This window comes from Gordonia sp. ABKF26 (assembly GCF_041103195.1).
GTDB lineage: Bacteria > Actinomycetota > Actinomycetes > Mycobacteriales > Mycobacteriaceae > Gordonia > Gordonia terrae.
This window is the reverse complement of the sequence record NZ_JBGCVZ010000003.1, coordinates 3,008,944-3,027,781: the sequence shown is the minus strand read 5'-3', so window position 1 is coordinate 3,027,781 and position 18,838 is coordinate 3,008,944. Positions and strand designations below refer to the sequence as shown.

The 18,838-nt window shown below is 67.9% G+C and carries 18 protein-coding genes; 12 read left to right on the top strand and 6 right to left on the bottom strand.

Features of this window, described 5'->3' with window-relative positions; translation table 11 throughout:
- Positions 1–8 precede the first annotated feature (8 nt).
- On the bottom strand, positions 9–905 hold the full coding sequence (locus AB4Z55_RS13925; RefSeq protein ID WP_369519912.1) for a hypothetical protein: 897 nt from the start codon (positions 903–905) through the stop codon (positions 9–11).
- Positions 906–1,035: 130 nt separating this feature from the next.
- Between AB4Z55_RS13925 and AB4Z55_RS13920 the strand changes: the two genes are divergently transcribed.
- From AB4Z55_RS13920 to upp, 5 genes are all read left to right on the top strand, one after another.
- Entirely contained in the window at positions 1,036–1,467 is a 432-nt protein-coding gene (locus tag AB4Z55_RS13920; RefSeq protein WP_064570279.1) for a Fur family transcriptional regulator, read from the top strand.
- 80 nt (positions 1,468–1,547) lie between these two features.
- Positions 1,548–3,809 carry a catalase/peroxidase HPI gene (gene katG / locus AB4Z55_RS13915; RefSeq protein WP_369519911.1) on the top strand — a complete coding sequence of 754 codons (2,262 nt, stop codon included), beginning with the start codon at positions 1,548–1,550 and terminating at the stop codon, positions 3,807–3,809.
- A gap of 184 nt (positions 3,810–3,993) precedes the next feature.
- Positions 3,994–5,241, top strand: coding sequence for a GTP cyclohydrolase II (locus tag AB4Z55_RS13910; protein WP_004018696.1), 1,248 nt, complete (start codon positions 3,994–3,996; stop codon positions 5,239–5,241).
- Complete coding sequence (locus tag AB4Z55_RS13905) at positions 5,241–6,485, top strand: URC4/urg3 family protein (protein ID WP_369519910.1); 1,245 nt, start codon at positions 5,241–5,243, stop codon at positions 6,483–6,485. The genes AB4Z55_RS13910 and AB4Z55_RS13905 overlap by 1 nt, the downstream gene beginning before the upstream one ends.
- Before the next feature lie 61 nt (positions 6,486–6,546).
- Positions 6,547–7,176, top strand: coding sequence for a uracil phosphoribosyltransferase (upp, locus tag AB4Z55_RS13900; protein WP_369519909.1), 630 nt, complete (start codon positions 6,547–6,549; stop codon positions 7,174–7,176).
- 80 nt (positions 7,177–7,256) lie between these two features.
- Here the strand turns inward: upp and AB4Z55_RS13895 are convergent, their stop codons facing one another.
- Positions 7,257–7,967, bottom strand: a complete 711-nt coding sequence (locus AB4Z55_RS13895) for a lysostaphin resistance A-like protein (RefSeq protein WP_369519908.1) — start codon at positions 7,965–7,967, stop codon at positions 7,257–7,259.
- Between the two features lie 36 nt (positions 7,968–8,003).
- Between AB4Z55_RS13895 and AB4Z55_RS13890 the strand changes: the two genes are divergently transcribed.
- Positions 8,004–9,005 (top strand): arsenic resistance protein, encoded by a 1,002-nt coding sequence (locus AB4Z55_RS13890; protein ID WP_369519907.1) that lies wholly within the window; start codon positions 8,004–8,006, stop codon positions 9,003–9,005.
- On the opposite strand, the gene AB4Z55_RS13885 is transcribed toward AB4Z55_RS13890, so the two are convergent.
- The gene (locus AB4Z55_RS13885) at positions 8,980–9,714 is read right to left on the bottom strand and encodes a glucose 1-dehydrogenase (RefSeq protein WP_004018701.1); all 735 of its coding nucleotides are present in this window, start codon (positions 9,712–9,714) and stop codon (positions 8,980–8,982) included. The genes AB4Z55_RS13890 and AB4Z55_RS13885 overlap by 26 nt on opposite strands.
- A 134-nt stretch (positions 9,715–9,848) precedes the next feature.
- On the opposite strand from AB4Z55_RS13885, the gene AB4Z55_RS13880 reads away from it, so the two are divergent.
- Entirely contained in the window at positions 9,849–10,934 is a 1,086-nt protein-coding gene (locus AB4Z55_RS13880) for a diacylglycerol kinase (protein ID WP_369519906.1), read from the top strand.
- Positions 10,935–11,008: 74 nt separating this feature from the next.
- Here AB4Z55_RS13880 and AB4Z55_RS13875 read toward each other — a convergent pair whose 3' ends face one another.
- Together AB4Z55_RS13875 and AB4Z55_RS13870 are read right to left on the bottom strand one after the other, a co-directional pair.
- Positions 11,009–11,659 (bottom strand): response regulator, encoded by a 651-nt coding sequence (locus tag AB4Z55_RS13875; RefSeq protein WP_369519905.1) that lies wholly within the window; start codon positions 11,657–11,659, stop codon positions 11,009–11,011.
- Positions 11,656–12,789, bottom strand: a complete 1,134-nt coding sequence (locus AB4Z55_RS13870) for a sensor histidine kinase (protein ID WP_369519904.1) — start codon at positions 12,787–12,789, stop codon at positions 11,656–11,658. The genes AB4Z55_RS13875 and AB4Z55_RS13870 overlap by 4 nt, the downstream gene beginning before the upstream one ends.
- 159 nt (positions 12,790–12,948) lie before the next feature.
- On the opposite strand from AB4Z55_RS13870, the gene AB4Z55_RS13865 reads away from it, so the two are divergent.
- The 5 genes from AB4Z55_RS13865 (at position 12,949) to AB4Z55_RS13845 (ending at position 18,093) form a co-directional block, all read left to right on the top strand.
- The gene (locus AB4Z55_RS13865) at positions 12,949–13,863 is read left to right on the top strand and encodes an ABC transporter ATP-binding protein (protein WP_239399081.1); all 915 of its coding nucleotides are present in this window, start codon (positions 12,949–12,951) and stop codon (positions 13,861–13,863) included.
- Positions 13,860–14,672 (top strand): ABC transporter permease, encoded by an 813-nt coding sequence (locus tag AB4Z55_RS13860; protein ID WP_101822655.1) that lies wholly within the window; start codon positions 13,860–13,862, stop codon positions 14,670–14,672. Before AB4Z55_RS13865 ends, AB4Z55_RS13860 begins: the two co-directional genes overlap by 4 nt.
- 101 nt (positions 14,673–14,773) lie before the next feature.
- Positions 14,774–16,525 carry an alpha/beta-hydrolase family protein gene (locus AB4Z55_RS13855; RefSeq protein ID WP_239399085.1) on the top strand — a complete coding sequence of 584 codons (1,752 nt, stop codon included), beginning with the start codon at positions 14,774–14,776 and terminating at the stop codon, positions 16,523–16,525.
- Positions 16,526–16,591: 66 nt separating this feature from the next.
- Positions 16,592–17,539, top strand: a complete 948-nt coding sequence (locus tag AB4Z55_RS13850) for a helix-turn-helix transcriptional regulator (RefSeq protein WP_248642741.1) — start codon at positions 16,592–16,594, stop codon at positions 17,537–17,539.
- Positions 17,539–18,093, top strand: coding sequence for a dihydrofolate reductase family protein (locus tag AB4Z55_RS13845; RefSeq protein WP_239399089.1), 555 nt, complete (start codon positions 17,539–17,541; stop codon positions 18,091–18,093). Before AB4Z55_RS13850 ends, AB4Z55_RS13845 begins: the two co-directional genes overlap by 1 nt.
- A 58-nt stretch (positions 18,094–18,151) precedes the next feature.
- On the opposite strand, the gene AB4Z55_RS13840 is transcribed toward AB4Z55_RS13845, so the two are convergent.
- Positions 18,152–18,811: a PaaI family thioesterase gene (locus tag AB4Z55_RS13840; RefSeq protein WP_248642743.1), complete on the bottom strand. Its 660-nt coding sequence runs from the start codon at positions 18,809–18,811 to the stop codon at positions 18,152–18,154.
- Positions 18,812–18,838 lie beyond the last annotated feature (27 nt).

Here is an 18,838-nt window from a genome sequence, read left to right as displayed (position 1 = left end):
CGGCGCCCTCAGAGCTCGGCGAGCGCCGCGCGGATCTCGTTGGTGGCCGCGACCGCCTCACGGAGAGCGATCCGCGCCTCGGACCGCCCCTGCTCGGCGGTCGAGAGACGTTGCCGCGCAAAGCGCAACGATTCCTCGCACCGCGCCAGCTCCGCCCGCAGTTCCTGGGCTCGGCCGACGATCTCGTCGACCTCCGACGACACGCCGTCCACCGTGTCCGACGCATCCTCGAGGTGAGATCGCGCTGCCCGCTCGCCCGCCTCCGCGTCGGTCAACCGGGCTTCGAGCTCCCGACGTTCGCGGTCGGATTCGCGGTCGGTGTCATCGGACGACGAGGGTTCCGAATCGTCGGCAGCACTTGACGCGTCGCGCGTCTCGGCCTCGCTCCGATCGGCTTCCGGCGACGGCTCCGGAACCACGAACACCCCGGCGGGTCCGAAGCCGCTGTACTCGGCGGATGCGGTGAGGTTGCCCCGCAACACCTGCTCGAGCACGTCGTGGTCGGCCACTGCGGCGCGCAATGTCTGCGTGACCTCGCGAATGGCGCTGTCTGCCAGCCGCACCCGACGGTCGGCCGCGGCCCTCGCAACCGCGGTCACCGACGAGTTGATCAGTTCCTGGCGGCGTCGGGACAACGCGCGCATCTTGTCGACCGCCGAGCGACGCTGTGCCACGGTCAGTTCCGACGCCAACTCGGCGATGAGCGCACTGTCGTCGGGATGCGCGCGCACCCATTGATTGATGGCCCAAGCCGCTTGCGTCGGTCGACGGAGCTTGTCGATCCGCCCGGCGAGTTCACGATCACCGTCCGCCTTGGCCTCGCGAGCGAGTTCGTTCCGGCGCTTCACGAACGCGTCGGGCGCGAGACCGTAGAGCTCGTCGACGATCTCGTCGAATCGGCTCACCGGGTCACCCGCGCACGAGTCGGCGTCGCAGTCGGCATGGCCCGATCTTACGACGCCGAGCCTGCGTGATCGGCACCTCACTTTCTCGGTAAACTTGAATGATTCCAGAAACATGGGCACGATGGACGCCATGCTCACCGACGACGACTGCACCCGGCATCTCCGGGCGGCCGGTTTGCGGGTGACCCGTCCACGCATCGTGGTGATGCAGTCCGTACGTGCCCACCCCCATGCCGACACCGACGAGGTACTCCGTGCCGCTCGCGAACGGCTGCCCGAGGTCTCGCAACAGACGGTGTACGACGTTCTGGGCGTGCTGACCTCAGCCGGGCTGATCCGGCGTATCCAACCATCGGGCCACGCGTCTCGATATGAGTCACGCGTCGGGGACAACCATCACCACGTGATATGCCGTACATGCGGATTCATCGGCGACGTCGACTGCGCAACCGGCGAAGCCCCGTGCCTGACCCCGTCCGACGACCGGGGTTTCGTCATCGACGAAGCCGAGGTCATCTACTGGGGCTACTGCCCCGACTGCACCCCCGGCTCCGGCCGATAGCCCGACAACACACTCCGCTCCCGGTCTGTGATCACCGCCCCGGCGATCGCAGTTCTCATCGTGCCCGAAAGGAAACCCAGATGGCACCGCACGACCCCTCGTCCGTCTCTGCTCCGCCTTCCCCGGAAGCCCGGGAGCATCCCCCGATCGCCGAGGCGAACACCGAGCCCGCCGACGGGGGCACATGCCCGGTCGCGCACGGCCGGCTCAAGCCCCCCACCCAGGGCGGCGGCAACCGGGACTGGTGGCCGAACCAGTTGAATCTCAAGGTGTTGCAGCACAATCCGGATGTCGCGAATCCGATGGACGCCGACTTCGACTACGACTCGGCCCTGGAAACCCTCGACGTCGAAGCGCTGCGCGCCGATCTGACCGCACTCATGACCGACTCCCAGGACTGGTGGCCCGCCGACTTCGGCCACTACGGCGGCCTGTTCGTCCGCATGTCCTGGCACGCCGCGGGCACCTACCGGGTGGAGGACGGCCGCGGCGGCGCCGGTGCCGGCATGCAGCGATTCGCCCCGCTCAACAGCTGGCCGGACAACGCCAACCTGGACAAGGCGCGCCGCCTGCTGTGGCCGATCAAGAAGAAGTACGGCACGGCGTTGTCCTGGGCCGACCTGCTGGTCTTCGCCGGGAACGTCGCTCTGGAGTCGATGGGATTCACCACCGCCGGCTTTGCCTTCGGGCGCGTGGACGAGTGGGAGCCCGACGAGGTCTACTGGGGACCCGAACTCGAGTGGCTCGCCGACCAGCGGTACTCGGGCAACCGTGACCTCGAGAATCCGCTTGCCGCGGTGCAGATGGGTCTCATCTATGTCAATCCGGAAGGGCCGAACGGCAATCCGGACATTCTCGCGTCTGCGGTGGACATCCGGGAGACGTTCGCGCGCATGGCGATGAACGATGTCGAGACCGCCGCCCTGATCGTCGGCGGCCACACCTTCGGCAAGACCCACGGCGCCGGTGACGCCGGACTGGTGGGTCCCGAGCCCGAGGCAGCAGACGTCGCGGACGCCGGCCTCGGGTGGACCAGCTCACACGGGACGGGCAAGGGCGCCGACGCGATCACCAGTGGCCTCGAGGTGATCTGGAATCCCACCCCCACCACCTGGGACAACGCCTTTCTCGAGACCCTCTACGGTTACGAGTGGGAGCTCTACAAGAGCCCGGCCGGTGCCAACCAGTGGCGTCCGAAGGACGGGGCCGGGGCGGGCACCGTCCCGAAGGCGTTCGGCGAGGACACCACCCACCCGTCGATGCTGACCACCGACCTGGCGATGCGGTACGACCCGGGTTTCGAGCGGATCACCCGCCGCTGGTTGGACCGTCCCGAGGAACTGGCCGACGAATTCGCCAAGGCCTGGTTCAAACTGCTGCACCGCGACATGGGGCCCGCCGTCCGCTATCGCGGTCCGCTGGTCCCGACCGAGACCTACCTCTGGCAGGACAATGTCCCGGCGCATGAGGGACCGGTCGTGTCCGCGACCGACGTCGCGAACCTGAAGGCGACGCTGCTGGAGTCGGGATTGACTGTCGCGCAACTCGTCAAGACCGCCTGGGCGGCGGCGTCGAGTTTTCGCGGTAGCGACAAGCGCGGTGGTGCCAACGGCGGCCGCATCCGCTTGCAGCCGCAGTCCTCGTGGGAGGTCAACGAACCCGACGAGCTGGCACCTGTGGTCCGCACGCTCGAGGGCATCCGGGACTCGTTCACCGGGGAGTCCGGGGCGACGATCTCCTTCGCCGACCTGGTGGTCCTCGGCGGCGCGGCGGCCGTGGAGAAGGCCGCGCGAGACGCCGGCATCGACATCACCGTGCCGTTCACACCGGGGCGTACCGACGCCTCGCAGGAGGAAACGGACGTCGATTCCCTGGCGCACCTCGAACCGAAGGCCGATGGGTTCCGCAACTACGTCGGCAAGGCCGGCGTCCTCCCGGCCGAGTTCGCCCTCGTCGACAAGGCGGCGCTGCTGACCCTCAGCGCTCCCGAGATGACCGTGCTGGTGGGTGGACTCCGCGTCCTGGGCAACAACTTCGGCGGGTCGACCGCCGGTGTCCTGACCGATCGCCCCGGCGTCCTGACGAACGACTTCTTCGTCAACCTGCTGGACATGTCGACGGCCTGGTCGGCGTCGGATCAAGAGAACGTGTACATCGGTCGCGATCGCGCCACCGGTCAGCAGATCTGGACCGGCACCCGCGCCGATCTGGCGTTCTCGTCGAACTCCCAGTTGCGTGCCCTCGCCGAGGTCTACGCAACCGACGATGCTGCCGAGAAGTTCGTGAACGACTTCGTCGCGGCCTGGGACAAGGTGATGAACCTCGACCGGTTCGACGTCTGACGGAAGCCGACTCATCTGGTCGAGACGTCCGGGACGCGGCGGCGGCACCCTCGGTGGGTGCCGCCGCCGCGGCGTTCGGCATCGCCGTTCGGCATCACCCGGCGGACACGGGCATCCGGAACTATGCTGGCGCTTTCCCTGAAGTGGCGGGTGACCGTCTCGACAGAAGGTGAGGACGACGACGATGTCCGGCGAGCACAGGTCCCTGGGCCACATCCGACTGACCTCACACAGCGGCGGGATCGACGCGCCGCCCATCCGCTGGGGGGCCGGCACCGCGGCCGAACGCGGTCCCGTCATCGGGACGACGGGCACGCGAGCGCATCGCAACGTCATCGGCACCCACAGCGGCTCCTACAGCGTCTATCGCGCACTGGCCGTCGCCGCCGGCGCCCTCGCACGAGAACACCGGGCCGATCTCACCAACACCTCACCCACCGACCACATCGGGCCGTATCCGCAATGGGGTGACCCGCGCGCCATCGTCTCGCTGGATCCCTGGGGAGCAACGGTCGCAGAGAGTTTCCCCGACGAGATCCGCCGTGGGTACGACATCCGGCCGACCATCGCGGTGACCAAGGCCCACGTCATCCTCCCCGAGATCGCCGAGGCCATCGAGAAGGGCCGTCTCGTCCCCGACGGCGAGGTCCTGCTGCCCAACGGCGCCGCCCTGGTCACCAAGGCGGCGGTGGAACCGGTGTGGCACCTCCCCGGGGTGGCCGATCGTTTCGGTTGCTCCGAAGCCGAGCTGCGTCGGGTGTTGTTCGAGGAGACCGGGGGCATGTACCCCGAACTCGTCACGCGCTCGGACCTGGAGGTCTTCCTGCCACCGATCGGCGGACAGACGGTCTACATCTTCGGCGACGCCCGCGACCTCGCCGATCCCTCGGTGGAACTGACGGCACGGGTGCACGACGAATGCAACGGCTCCGACGTCTTCGGCTCGGACATCTGTACGTGCCGTCCATATCTGACACACGCGATCGAGGAGTGCATCCGCGGCACCCAGCGCGGTGGCGTCGGCCTGGTCGCCTACTCCCGCAAGGAGGGGCGTGCACTCGGCGAGGTCACCAAGTTCCTCGTCTACAACGCACGTAAACGGCAGCTCGGTGGTGACACCGCAGACCAGTACTTCGCACGCACCGAATGCGTTGCGGGCGTGCAGGACATGCGGTTCCAGGAGCTCATGCCCGACGTCCTGCACTGGTTCGGCATCACCAGAATCCATCACCTGGTGTCGATGTCGAACATGAAGTACGACGCCATCACCGGCTCGGGTATCGAGGTCGGCGAGCGCGTCAACATCCCCGACGAACTGGTCCCCGCCGATGCCCGGGTCGAGATCGACGCGAAGATGGCCGCCGGCTACTTCACCCCCGGACCGGTCCCCGACGCCGAGCAGTTGCGCCAGGTCAAGGGCCGGGGGTTGTGATGACCGGAGCGCCAGAGGTGGAGTTGTCGGCGTCGCAGGCGGCCCGCCTGCTGCGGTCGACCGCCACCGTCCGGAGCCGGTCGCGACAACTCCTCGAACGGGCACGGGCCGGTGACTCCCCGTGGTTTGTGGTCCACGACGTGAAACTGGACGCGGTGGCCGACCTCGTCGCGGAGACGACCGCATCCCGGTATCCCGACGGGGACATACCTTTTCACAGCCGGTGGCGACACTTCGAGGCCGGTGGCGTCGACCGTCTCGGCGCTCTCGACGCCGCTTTGCCGACGGCCGGTTCGGCCGAGCGGACCCGGGCCCTCATCGACGTCGTGCTCGTCAGTGTTCTGCTGGATGCCGGGGCCGGACCCGAGTGGTCGTTTCGCGAACAGTCGACCGGGCTCGTCCTGACGCGTTCGGAAGGACTTGGGGTCGCGAGCTGGGCGGCGTTCTGTGACGGACTGTTCTCGAGCGACCCGGCGGATCCGCTACGGGTCGATGCCGCGGGCCTGAACCGGATCAGCGCCGATGCTCTCGGCGCCGCCTTCCAGGTGGGTCCCGACAACTCCCTCACCGGACTGTCCGGACGGGCCGACCTCCTGCGTCGCCTGGGCGAGGTCCTGGCCGGCCGGCCCGAGATATTCGGTCCGGACGCACGACCCGGCGGCCTGTTCGATCACCTCACCCGCGGTGGGCGCGCGGAGGTGTCCGCGGTGGACATCCTGAACGCGGTCCTCGACCACCTCGGCGCGATCTGGCCGTCGGACAACGCGATCGACGCCCATCCACTGGGCGACTGCTGGCACCACGACGCGGTCGTCGGTCCGGGCCTCACCGCCGGCTGGGTGCCGTTCCACAAACTGTCGCAGTGGCTGACCTATTCACTGCTCGAGCCGTTTCGGTGGTCCGGTGTCCAGGTGACCGGACTCGACGAGCTGACCGGTCTCCCCGAGTACCGCAACGGTGGCCTGCTGCTCGACTCCGGTGTGCTCGAGCTCCGCGACGCGAGCTGGGCGGACCATGAGTGGGAGGTCGGCGACGAACTCGTCGTCGAATGGCGCGCGCTCACCGTCGCGCTCATCGACGAGGTCGCCGACCGCGTGCGCGCACGTTTCGGCGCGGATACGACCACCATGCCTCTCGCCTGCGTGCTCGAGGGCGGAACCTGGTCGGCCGGCCGGATCCTGGCGGGCCGGCTTCGACACGGACTGCCGCCGTTGTCGATTCGAAGTACCGGCACCGTGTTCTGAGCGCAGCATCGGCACACGGCCGGATCCGCACACCTCATCTACCGACGACCGAGAGGTTTCCATGAGCAGCGTCGCCGTCATCGACCATCCGCTCGTGCAACACAAGCTGACGCTGATGCGTCGTAAGGAGACGTCGACCAACGACTTCCGTCGCCTCCTCGACGAGATCTCCATCCTCATGGCCTACGACGTCCTACGCGACATCCCGATGCACGAGGTCACCATCGACACACCCCTCGAGACCACCACCGCACGGGTCATCGACGGCAAGAAGCTGGTGTTCGCCGCGGTGCTGCGTGCCGGTGCGGGCATCGCCGACGGCATGCTGACCGTGGTCCCGGGCGCGCGAGTCGGACACATCGGCCTGTACCGCGATCCCAAGACCATGGTGGTCGTCGAGTACTACTTCAAGATGCCGTCGGAGCTGTCCGAACGTGACGTCGTGATCGTCGATCCGCTTCTGGCGACCGGACATTCAGCGGTCGCCGCGATCGACCGCATCAAGGAGTACGGTCCGAAGTCCATCAAGTTCGTCTGTCTGCTCGCCTGCCCGGAGGGCATCGGGGTGCTCCACCGCGCGCACCCCGACGTGCCCATCTACACGGCCGCGGTCGATCGGGAACTCGACGACAACGGCTTCATCCGTCCAGGACTCGGTGATGCGGGAGACCGCATCTTCGGAACCGCTTGATCGTGCCGAACGCGAGTGAGGCGGTCGCTGGTCCCTGAGGTTTTGCGTTCTGCCGGAAGACGGAGCGGAGGCTTGCCGGTCTACGACACCTGCCACGCCACCGCGGCGCCGATGGCCCCGGTCGCGTTCAAGGCCCAGTGCAGCGCGATCGGCGCGAGGAGACTCGTGGTGCGCTGGCGCAGCCAGCCGAGTACGAAACCCGCGGCCCCCGTCGCCACGACGGCACCCGCGATCCCGGCGATCTGCGCAGGCATCCCGGAGCCGAGGATGCCGCTCAGGCCCTCGTTGCCCGCGGTGAGGCCCGTCGAGGAGAGGATGTGCCACAGGCCGAACGCGACCGCGCCGACGACCAGCGTCGTCAACGGGGCGAACAACCGGCCCAGAACTCCTTGCAGCACACCGCGGAACAAAACTTCTTCGGGCAGAACGGTCTGCAGCGGAATGATGACGAACGCCGCGAGGAGTGCCTCGGAGGTGTCGTCGTATCGGTCGGACAGGAAGAACTCGCGCGTCGCCGGGATGGCCACCGCCGTCGAGACCACGGCGGCGACCACCAGGACCGCAGCAACCGCGACCGGGATGCCGGCGCGTAGTTCGGCGCGGCTCAGGCCGAGGTCACGCCAGCCGAGGCCGGCCAGGCGGGCGATGACCACGGCCACGACGGCTGCAGCCGGGACGATCGCCACCGACAACACGCCGTCCGCGACATGCGCGCCGAAGTTCACCGCGACGAGGAGCGCGACCACGACGACCAGGAGCGCGACATCGGTACGCCGGGACGGGGTGGTCACCCGTCGAGTCTGCCGTACCGCGCCACCGCGGTGTCGATGAACGAGTGTGCGGTGTCGCAGAATGATGCGGTGCCCGATCCTGCGACCGCCGTCGATCGTCTCGAACGCCATCAGGTCGCGCTGTATCTCGCCGCCATCCTCGCCGGACTGGGTGCCGGACTGCTCGCGCCGGGCGCGGCCGGAGGTCTCGAGGCGGCGATCACGCCGCTGCTGGCCGCTCTGCTTTACGTCACCTTCTTGCAGATCCGCCTGTCCGACCTGCTCGCTTCGTGGCGCGACCGCAGGTTCATGCTCGCCGTGCTGCTGGTGAACTTCGTCGTCGCCCCACTCGTGGTCGCCGTGCTGTCCCTCGGACTACCAGCCGACGATGCGATACGGCTCGGCGCCCTGCTGGTCCTCTTGTGCCCGTGTGTCGACTACGTCGTGGTGTTCGCCGGTCTCGGCGGCGGCGACGCCCGCCGGCTCCTCGCGGCCACGCCGCTGCTGCTCCTCGTCCAGATGCTGTTGACACCGCTCTACCTGCTGGTGCTCCTCGGCGACGGGCGATCGGTGATCGAGCCGGAACCCTTCCTGTGGGCGTTTCTGATCCTCATCGTGTGCCCGTTGGCCTTGGCGTGGACCACCCAGGCGTGGGCGAACCGGTCTGCAACCGGCCGTCGGATGTCGGCCGGGGCCGACGCATCCATGGTTCCTCTGATGGTGGCCGTGCTGTTCGTCGCCGTGAGTTCTCAGGTACCCCTGGTCGGTTCGCGGTTCGCCGACATCGCCGGCGTCATCCCGGTCTACGCCGCATTCCTGGTCATCATGGTGGCGATCGGATTCGCGGTGGCGCGCCTGTTCCGACTGGCGCCGGAACCGGCGACCGCGGTCGTCTTCTCCGGTGCCACGCGGAACTCGCTCGTCGTCCTCCCACTGGCACTGGCCGTGCCGGTCGGCGCGGAACTCGCCGCGGCGACGGTCATCACGCAGACGCTCGTCGAACTGATCGGGATGGTCGTCCTGGTGTGGGCCTTCACTTGTGCGGCACGTCGGCGCTGAGGCCGCCGTCCATCACGAACTCGGCACCGGTCGCATACGACGACTCATCGCTCGCCAGGAACACCACGAAAGTCGACACCTCGCGTGACTCCGCGGCCCGGCCCATGGGGACGGTCACCATGTCATCGGGAATCCCCTCGGTCATCGGGGTGCGGATGAGACCCGGGTGGATCGAGTTGACCCGCACGTTGTGCGGGGCGAGTTCCAGCGCAACCGATTTCGCCAGACCGCGGACACCCCACTTGCTCGCGACGTAACCGTGCGCCCAGGGACTTCCGCGCAGGCCTTCCACCGAGGACACGTTGATGATCGACCCCCCGCCCGCGTCGATCATCAGGTCGGCGACCGCCTGGATGCCGAGGAATGTGCCCGTCAGGTTCACGTCCAGGATCTGCTTCCACTTGTCGAGCCGGAACTTCTGGATCGTCGACCCGTTCACGATGCCCGCGTTGTTCACCAGGACGTTGAGCTTCCCGAACTCGTCGACCGCGGTCGAGACCACGGTCTGCCAGTCCTCGGGCGAGGTGACGTCGAGGTGGACGTAACGTGCCGCATCCCCGAGTTCGGCGGCCAGGGTCTTGCCCTCGTCGTCGAGGATGTCGCCGATCACCACCTTCGCGCCCTCGGCAACGAGGGCGCGGGCGTGCTCGGCACCCATGCCCCGTGAACCGCCGGTGATCACTGCAACCTTGTCGTCTACGCGTCCCATGGGCGGCAACGCTACCGCGACCGGAACGAAAATAGAACAGGTTCCACCGAGAAATGGTCTACTGAACAGACAAACGTCCGGACAGGTGTACACCGCGCCTACCGGCGACAACCGAGTGCAAGGAGTCCCACGCCATGACCATCCGGGTAGCTCTCGTCGGAACCGGCAACGTCGGCCGGTTGTGTCTCACCCAGCTGATCGAGGACCCGCGGTTCGAACTCGCGGCGGTGTCCGTGTCCACACCGGAGAAGGTCGGAGTCGACGCCGCGACGCTGGCCGGAGTCGACACGCCCACCGGAGTCCTGGCGGTGGGCGACGTCGACGAGGCGATCGCCACGAAACCTGACTGCGTCGTCTACTGTGCCATGGGCGACACCCGTCCGGTCGAGGCATTCGACGATGTGGTGCGCATCCTCGCCGCCGGTGTCCATGTCGTCGGGTCCTCCCCCAACACCCTGCAGTACCCCTGGGACGTGATGCCCGCGAAGGCAATCGCCAAGATCGAGGAGACCACCGCCGCCAGCGGAGCCGGCCTGTTCGTGACCGGCGTCGACCCCGGCTTCGCCAATGACCTCATCCCGCTCGTCTTCGCGGGCACCTGCCAGCGGGTCGAGCAGGTGCGCTGCATGGAGATCGCGGACTACGCCACGTATGACGGGGCCACGGTGATGTTCGACGTCATGGGCTTCGGCAAACCGATCGACGAGACGCCGATGCTGTTCCTGCCGGGTGTGCTCGGACTCGCGTGGGGGACGACGATCCGGCAATTGGCCGCCGGTCTCGGCGTCGTCGTCGACGACATCGAGGAGGTCTCCGAAAGCGATCCCGCCCCAGAGGATTTCGACATCGCGGCCGGTCATATCGCCGCGGGCACCCGGGCTGCCGTCCGTTTCGAGATCATCGGCAAGGTGGCCGGCGAACCGGTGATCGTCATCGAGCACGTGACGCGGCTCCGGGGCGACCTCCGGCCGGACTGGGCCCAACCCGCCCAGCCGGGTGGGTGCTATCGGGTCGAGATCACCGGTGAACCGTCGTACACCGTCGACATCTGCCCGACGAGCCGGAAAGGCGACCACAACCACGCCGCCATCGTCGCCGCCGCGGGCCGGATCGTGAACGCCATCCCCGCGGTCGTCGACGGCCCCCCGGGACTTCGCACGACACTCGACCTCCCGCTGGTGACGGGACCAGGGGTTTCGACAGGCTCAACCGGCAGGTGAGGGCTCAACCGGCAGATAGGGGCTCGACCGGCACGTGAGCGCCAGCGACGGTAGATCTCGGCAGACCCACGCGCTCACACCATCCCGGCATCGTGCATGAGGATCGCGACCTGGACTCGGTTGGTCGCATCGAGCTTGGCGAAGATGTGCGAGATGTGCGCCTTGACGGTCGCGAGACTCATGTAGAGGCGTTGGGCGATCTCGGCGTTCGACGCGCCGCGGGCCAGTTCGACGGCCACGTCGCGTTCACGTGCCGTGAGCTGGTCGACCCGCCCGGACGCGGACGACGCACGACTGCCACCGGTGCTCACGACCTGCTTGATCAATGCGGCGGTCACCGAGGGACTGAGCGCGGGCCGACCGTCGAGAACCTCGTGGATCGCGGCGACGATGTCGTCGGGCGGTGTGTCTTTGAGGAGAAAGCCGTCGGCGCCCATCGCGAGTGCGCGGACCACATAGTCGTCGGCGTCGAAGGTCGTCAGGACGATGACCGCCGGCGGTGAGGTCAGCTCCTTGAATCGGCCGGTCGCCGCGATCCCGTCGAGGACGGGCATCCGCAGATCCATGAGCACGAGGTCCACGGGCGCGGCGCCGTGGATGTCGAGGGCCTCCTGACCGTTGCCGGCCTCGGCGACGATGTCGAGACCTGGATCGCCCCCGAGGAGAAGCCGGAGTCCGGAACGGACGAGCGGGTCGTCGTCGACGATCATGATGCGGGCGGTCATGACTGCCACGGTAGCCAGACGTGCAGCAGGAAGCGTTTGTCCTCACTGACCGTCGCCGACTGCCGGCCGCCGTGCAGCTGCACCCGCTCGGCGAGGCCGACGAGGCCGAATCCCGGTGAGGAAGCATTCGAACCCATCGACAGCGGTAGTGGGTTCTCGACGAGCAGGTCCACCCCGTGCTCCGGTCCGCCGCGGACGTGCAGGGTCACCGGCGCACTCGGTGAGTGGCGGCGCGCGTTGGTCAAGGCCTCCTGCACGCATCGGTACAACGTCCGCGAGATCCCCGGGCTCAACGAACTCACGTCGATGTCACAGCGGCTCTCCAGACGCATGCCCAACCGGCGGGCCTCCTCGATCAGCGCCGACAGGTCGGGCACCCCCTGCGGTTCTTCCGGAGTGGCGTCGCCGGGCCCTTCGCGCAGAACCCCGAGCACCTCCCGGAGCTCGGTCAGCGCCAGATGTGAGGTCTCCTGGATGGTCTGCGCCGTCTCGCGGATCTGCTCGCCGGACAGATCCGAGCGGTAGGCCAACGCACCTGCCGACATACTCATGGCCGAGATGCGATGCGCGAGGATGTCGTGCATCTCCCGGGCGATCCGCGCCCGCTCCAGCGAACGCGCCTGCATGACCTTCGCCTGCTGTTCCGCCTCGGACGCGAGAGCGCGCGCCTGCCAGCTGGCGAGAAGCTCACGGCGCGAACCGATGTAGAGGCCCCAGGCGACCATCGCCGCTGTCGCGACCGCCGTCACCGCGTACTGGACGATGATCGGGCCGTTTTGTTCGGCTGGGGTCGCGAAGAAGGTGAGTGCGATCATCCCGACTCCGAAGGACAGGGCAGCCTGCGGGATGATCTCGACCCACCGCCGTCGAGAGGACAGGGACACCATCGCGAGAAGGCCCGGTCCGAGCGTCGTCGACGACACCATGCCGACGATGTTGGTGAACGTGGTCACCGGTACGGGATGCGTACGCCGCCACCAGATCACGATGTAGGACAACACCCCGAACGCGAGATCGATCACAAACCACCAGCGTGCGTTGTCCCACAAGTAGGCGGCACGGGTCCCGAAGGCGACCCCGGACACGACGAGCATGACCGCGAGCCGCCACAGTCGGCCGGTCCACGTCATCGGGGGTTGATACTGCTCGGGACGCACACCGTCACCGTAGTCGTACTCCGACGTGGTCTGCGTCCGACCGATGGGTGCCCACCCCTACGACTTTCGGCCGATACGACGGTGTCCGGACGCCCGATGTGCGCTCCACGCGGGAACGACACGATGGACGACATGATCACTGTGAAGAATCTGACGAAGCGCTACGGCGACTACGTCGCGGTCGATGACGTGTCCTTCACCTGCCGCCCCGGGCAGGTGACCGGATTCCTCGGCCCCAACGGCGCCGGGAAGTCGACGACGATGCGGATCATCGCCGGACTGACGCCACCGACCTCCGGAGTGGCCCAGCTGTACGGCGTCGACTATCGGACGATCCCGAATCCGGCGACGCAGGTCGGCATCCTCCTGGACGCCTCGGCACAGCACGCCGGCCGAACCGGCGCAGAGGTGCTGCGCTTGTCGGCGATGACGATGGGCATCGGCCGCGACCGCGTCGACGAGATGCTCGAACTGGTCAGCCTCACCCCGGAGGAAGCCGGACGACGAGTGCGCAACTACTCCCTCGGTATGCGTCAGCGGCTCGGCATCGCCGCGGCACTGCTCGGCGATCCTAAGATCCTCATCCTCGACGAACCGGCCAACGGACTCGACCCGGCCGGTATCCACTGGATGCGAACCCTGCTGCGCGGCTATGCCGACCGCGGCGGGACGGTGCTGCTGTCGTCGCATCTCCTCCACGAGATCGAGATCGTCGCCGACGACATCGTCGTGATCGGCCAGGGCCGGATCGTGGCGCAGGGCACCAAGGACGAGTTGCTCGCCGGCGCCGGCACACGCGTCCGGTCGCTCGACGACGCCGCTCTCGGTGAGGCGCTCGTGGCCGCCGGTATCACCGTGCAACGCAACACCTCCGGTGGACTCGACGTCGATGCCGATCCGGTCGACGTCGGCCGCGCGGCGGCCGCTGTCGGGGTCGTCCTCACCGAACTGCGTCCGGCCGACGGCGCCCAACTCGAGGCCATGTTCCTGCAGTTGACCGCCGAGACCCAGCGCGAACACACCACTCTCGAAGGAGCAAACCGATGACCCTCGCCGACTTCGGTACGCCCGTACCGGCGGCCGACGCGATCGACGTCAACCGTCCCGGGATCCCGTTCTCCCGGCTCGTCCGGGTCGAACTCCGCAAGCTCGTGGACACCCGTGCCGGGTTCTGGCTGACCGCCTCCATCGGGGTCATCGCGGCCGTCGTGGTGGTCGCGATGCTCATCGCGAACCGCAACAGCCCCGAGAACCTCAACCTCGGACAGTTCTTCGGGATGATGAACATCCCGACCGGCATCATCCTGCCGATCCTGGCGATCCTGCTCGTGACCGGCGAGTGGAGTCAGCGCACCGCCCTGACGACGTTCACACTCGAGCCGCGACGCCAGCGCGTCATCGGGGCCAAACTGGTGGCGGCGCTCCTCACCGCGGTCGCGGCGGTCGCGGTCGCGCTCATCCTCGGCGTCATCGGCAACGGAATCGCGGGTCTGGCGTTCGCCGATCCCGCGGGCGCCTGGGACCTCACCCTCGCCGGGTTCGTCAATTCGTTTGTGTCGCAGACCTTCGGCTTGCTGCTCGGGTTCGGATTCGCCGCTCTTGTCCTGAACACCCCGGGCGCCATCGTCGCCTACTTCGCGTTGCCCACCGCACTGACCGTGGTGAGTCAGCTGGTTCCCTGGTTCAACGACAACCTCGGGCAGTGGGTCGACACCGGACTGACCAACGTGCCCTTCCAGGAAGCCGACTGGGCAACCGGGGGCGAATGGGCGAGGATGCTGGTCTCCGCCGTGATCTGGATCGGATTGCCCCTCGGTGTCGGTGTCCTGCGAATCCTGAGGTCCGAGGTCAAGTAACGGACGCCGACCGGTGGCACGACGGTCACGGTCGCCGTAAGCGCCGCTGCCACACCGCGACCGGTGCTACGGTTTTCGGGTTCTCGAGAAAAGAGGAACCCGTGTCGTCGACAACACCCACCGCGCAGCCACCCGCCGCTCCGGAACCGGATGAATCGCCGGTCCCGGAGCGCGTCGGCGTCACCGGTCCGGCCGACGAGTCGAAGCCGTCCTGGTGGCGACGCCGACTCCACCGGTATTCGTGTGTCGGGCTGACGGTCGCGCTCCTCTTCTTCTGGTTGGCGGTGACACCGTCGCTCCTGCCCCGCGGTCCGCTGTTCCAAGGCATCGTGAGCGGGGCCTCGGCGGCCGTCGGGTACGGCCTCGGCGTCGGCGTCTCGTGGCTGATCCGCTACATGATCTCCCGGGACGATCCGTGGCCCGCACCGATGCGCCGCCTCTGGGTGGCGCTGGGCCTGGCGGCGATCGCCGGGACGGTGGTCATGCTCGTCGCATTCCAGCGATGGCAGGACCAGGTCCGGACCATGATGGGCGTCGATCTCCTGTCGTGGACCGCCTACCCGCAGATCCTACTCATCGCCGTCGTGGTCTTCGCCCTGCTGATGACCATCGGACAGGCGTGGGGCGACGGTGTCGTGTGGCTCGTCCGGAAGCTCAACCGTGTTGCGCCTCCGCGCATCTCGGCATTCGCAGCGGCCACGATCGCCATCATCGTCACGGTCCTGGTGCTCAATGGCGTGGTTGCCAACTACGGGATGCAGGCCCTGAACTCGTCGTTCGCCGCGGTCAACGACGAGACCACCGCCGACTCCAACCCGCCGACGACCCCGCTGCGTTCGGGCGGACCGGGCTCGCTGGTGACCTGGGATTCGCTCGGGCGGCAAGGCCGCATCTTCGTATCCGTGTCGCCGACGGTGGCCGAGCTGAGCGAGTTCAACGGAACGCCTGCGATGGAACCGATCCGCGCCTACGTCGGACTCGGGTCGGGCAGCGACCTGCGAGCCAATGCCGAACTGGCCGCGGACGAACTCGTTCGCGCCGGTGGGTTGCAACGCAAACTCATCGCCGTCGCCTCCACCACCGGAACGGGCTGGATCAACCAGGCCACCGTGGACTCCCTCGAGTACATGTACAACGGCGACACCGCGACGGTCAGCATGCAGTATTCGTACCTACCGAGCTGGCTGTCGTTCCTCGTCGACAAGGAACGTGCCCGGCAGGCAGGACAGGCGCTCTTCGAAGCGGTCTCGGAACGGGTGAGCGAGGTGCCCGAGGCCCAACGCCCGAAGCTCGTCGTCTTCGGCGAGAGCCTCGGATCCTTTGCGGCCGAGTCCGCGTTCGGGACCATCCCCGCGTTGAGCGCACGTACCGACGGCGCCCTGTTCAGCGGCCCGACCTTCAACAACAAACTGTGGGTGGACACGACCGGGGCACGAGACGACGGGACCCCGGAGGTGTTGCCCACCTACGACGACGGCCGGCAGGTCCGATTCATCGCCGACGCCCCGGATCTCGACGAGCCGACCGCCGAATGGGTGTCACCGTCGGGTCGCGCGGTGTATCTGCAACACGCCTCCGATCCGATCTCCTGGTGGAATCCGCGGTTGATCCTGCGCGAACCGGACTGGCTCGAGGAGGATCCCGGCCGCGACGTGCTGTCGGCGATGCGCTGGATCCCGTTCGTGACGTTCCTCCAGGTCAGCGCGGACATGGCCGTCTCGGTCGGTGTCCCCGACGGGCACGGCCACAACTACCTGTCCGCGATCCCCGCCGCCTGGGCCAAGATCCTGCAGCCACCGGGTTGGACCGAGGCCAAGACCGAACGATTGATCCCGCTGCTGACCAGAGACTGATCCGCCGCCGAGGCCGGTGGAGCAATTTCGGTCGGGCGGGCGGGGGCCCCGCGGTTCCATACTCAGATGGTGACCTCCACCCCGGCCGACCGTGACCGCCTCCGGCAGCTGCTCGATGCGGTGCTGTCCGACGACAACACGTCGCTCGACGACATGGCCGCGGGCGCCTACGCGTCGCCGTTCCACTTCACCCGGCAGGTGCGGCGCGGCGCAGGCGAGGCACCGGTGGCCCTGCGCCGCCGGGTGCTCCTCGAACGTGCCGCGTGGTTACTGCAGCGCGGGCAGTCGGTGACCGATGTGGCCTTCGAGTCCGGATACTCGTCGGTGGACGGCTTCGCACGCGCGTTCAGCCGCGCCTTCGGGCACAGTCCCGGCCGGATGGGCGCGGTGGGCGAGCACAGCCACTGGCTGCCTGCGCCGAACGGCATCCACTTCCACTCGCCCACTGCGCTCTACGTCGACAGCGGCTCACCCACGACCGAGGACGCCGGCAACGTGGTGATGCTCATGGTTCGCCACGATCTCGACGACATCGAGGCGCTCCTGGACGCCGCGAAGAATGTCGACGTCGCATCATGGACCGCACCGCGCCTGGCCGGGAACCAGCTGCTGTCCTGGAGTGGGCCGGAAGAGAATCTCGCTCAAGTGATCTCGCATCTGGTCGCGGACAAGCTCCCCTGGTTGTCGACGATCGAGGGAGCCGACCTCCCGCCGGCTGCACCGACCGAGTTGACCGACCTCGTCGACCTCCATCGCGACATCGCACCGCGCTGGCTGGCTCTGGTCCGCGACATCGATCGCCGCGGCGCATGGCAGGACCGGGTCATCGATGCGTTGTGCGATCCACCCGAATCGTTCCTGCTCTCGCAGATCGTCGCGCACGTCCTGACGTTCTCCGCACACCGTCGGCTCGTCGCCCGGTGGATGTTGCGGGAGTCCGGCGTCGACGTGTCCGCACCGACCCTCGACCCCGACCCGATCATGTGGCATCGCAGACACTCCGGAGGATTCTGATGGCATTCCGCTACTACACGGCGACCACCCTCGACGGCTTCCTCGCCGACGACCACGACAGCCTCGACTGGCTGTTGAGTCAACCGCAGGAAGAGGGCGGCCCGATGAACTACGACGACTTCTTCCGGCATGTCGGGGTGGCCGTCATGGGTGCGACCACCTACCAGTGGATCCTCGACCACGAGGTCTCGGACGGGAAACCCTGGCCATATGAGATCCCCACGTTCGTCTTCACTCATCGGCCCCTCACGCCGGTGTCGGACACCATCACGGTGGTGGGCGGGGACCCCGCGGACCTTCGTGACCGTCTCACCGACGCCGCGGGCGGTCGTGACATCTGGATCGTGGGCGGTGGCGACCTGGCCGCGCAGTTCGCCGAGTCCGGCATGCTCGACGACGTCGTGGTCTCGATCGCACCGGTCACCCTCGGATCGGGACGGCCACTCTTCCCGCGGCGGTACGACTTCGAGCTCCGGGAATTCGCCCGCAACGGCGCCTTCCTGTGCGCGCGCTACTCGCCCGTCGGTCCACGATCGGCACCCGCCCAGGTCTGAGCATCGGGGATCCGACCGATTACAGATCCGAGCGGCTCTTGGTCCTCGACCGACGAGTTCAGCCCTCGCCGACCGACTTTCGCATGGCCTCGGGCACCTCGCCGCGGGCCCATCGGGGAAGGATGAAGATGCCCTCGGATTCGGCGGTGACCTCACCGTCGACCGAGATCGTCCCGGTGACGAAGGTCTTCACACCCTCCACCCGATCGACCCTCGCCTCGCCGCGGATCGGGCCGAGCGGCGTGCCGCGCCGGTACCGCACGGTGAGGGTCCCGGTCATACCGGGCACACCCTGGAACTCCGCGGCCGAACCCAGCAACTGGTCGAAGACGAGCGCGAGCACACCGCCGTGAACGAGTCCGGCCGGCCCCTCGTACTGGGGACCGAGGTCGACCTCGAGCCAGCTGTGGTCGGTCTCGTGACGGATCTCGACCGGCGGTGCGATCGGGTTACGCCGGCCGAGGACGGCGTTGCCCCAGGACCGCTTGGTCCCGTCCGCGTTGAACCGGATGCCGAACGGCCCCGGCAGCTGATCTTTCCGAAGGATGTCGGTGGCGGCGGCGATGAGGCGCCTCGCCTCCGCGATATCGGTTTCGCCGACCTCGGTGCGCACCGTCGCATCGATCAGTTCTCGGACGCTGCCCGCGATCGCGGACGCGAGTTCGGTCCGGTGCGCGAGCTCCTCCGGGTCGATGTCTTCCTGGATGTATCCGCTCATGTCCACATCTAACAGGGTTGGCGCGGT

Coding starts and splice junctions, on each gene's coding strand:
- AB4Z55_RS13920 (WP_064570279.1), top strand. CDS start 1,036: ATGCTCACCGACGACGACTGCACCCGGCATCTCCGGGCGGCCGGTTTG.
- katG (WP_369519911.1), top strand. CDS start 1,548: ATGGCACCGCACGACCCCTCGTCCGTCTCTGCTCCGCCTTCCCCGGAA.
- AB4Z55_RS13910 (WP_004018696.1), top strand. CDS start 3,994: ATGTCCGGCGAGCACAGGTCCCTGGGCCACATCCGACTGACCTCACAC.
- AB4Z55_RS13905 (WP_369519910.1), top strand. CDS start 5,241: ATGACCGGAGCGCCAGAGGTGGAGTTGTCGGCGTCGCAGGCGGCCCGC.
- upp (WP_369519909.1), top strand. CDS start 6,547: ATGAGCAGCGTCGCCGTCATCGACCATCCGCTCGTGCAACACAAGCTG.
- AB4Z55_RS13890 (WP_369519907.1), top strand. CDS start 8,004: ATGAACGAGTGTGCGGTGTCGCAGAATGATGCGGTGCCCGATCCTGCG.
- AB4Z55_RS13885 (WP_004018701.1), bottom strand. CDS start 9,714: ATGGGACGCGTAGACGACAAGGTTGCAGTGATCACCGGCGGTTCACGG.
- AB4Z55_RS13880 (WP_369519906.1), top strand. CDS start 9,849: ATGACCATCCGGGTAGCTCTCGTCGGAACCGGCAACGTCGGCCGGTTG.
- AB4Z55_RS13875 (WP_369519905.1), bottom strand. CDS start 11,659: ATGACCGCCCGCATCATGATCGTCGACGACGACCCGCTCGTCCGTTCC.
- AB4Z55_RS13870 (WP_369519904.1), bottom strand. CDS start 12,789: ATGACGTGGACCGGCCGACTGTGGCGGCTCGCGGTCATGCTCGTCGTG.
- AB4Z55_RS13865 (WP_239399081.1), top strand. CDS start 12,949: ATGATCACTGTGAAGAATCTGACGAAGCGCTACGGCGACTACGTCGCG.
- AB4Z55_RS13860 (WP_101822655.1), top strand. CDS start 13,860: ATGACCCTCGCCGACTTCGGTACGCCCGTACCGGCGGCCGACGCGATC.
- AB4Z55_RS13850 (WP_248642741.1), top strand. CDS start 16,592: ATGGTGACCTCCACCCCGGCCGACCGTGACCGCCTCCGGCAGCTGCTC.
- AB4Z55_RS13845 (WP_239399089.1), top strand. CDS start 17,539: ATGGCATTCCGCTACTACACGGCGACCACCCTCGACGGCTTCCTCGCC.
- AB4Z55_RS13840 (WP_248642743.1), bottom strand. CDS start 18,811: ATGAGCGGATACATCCAGGAAGACATCGACCCGGAGGAGCTCGCGCAC.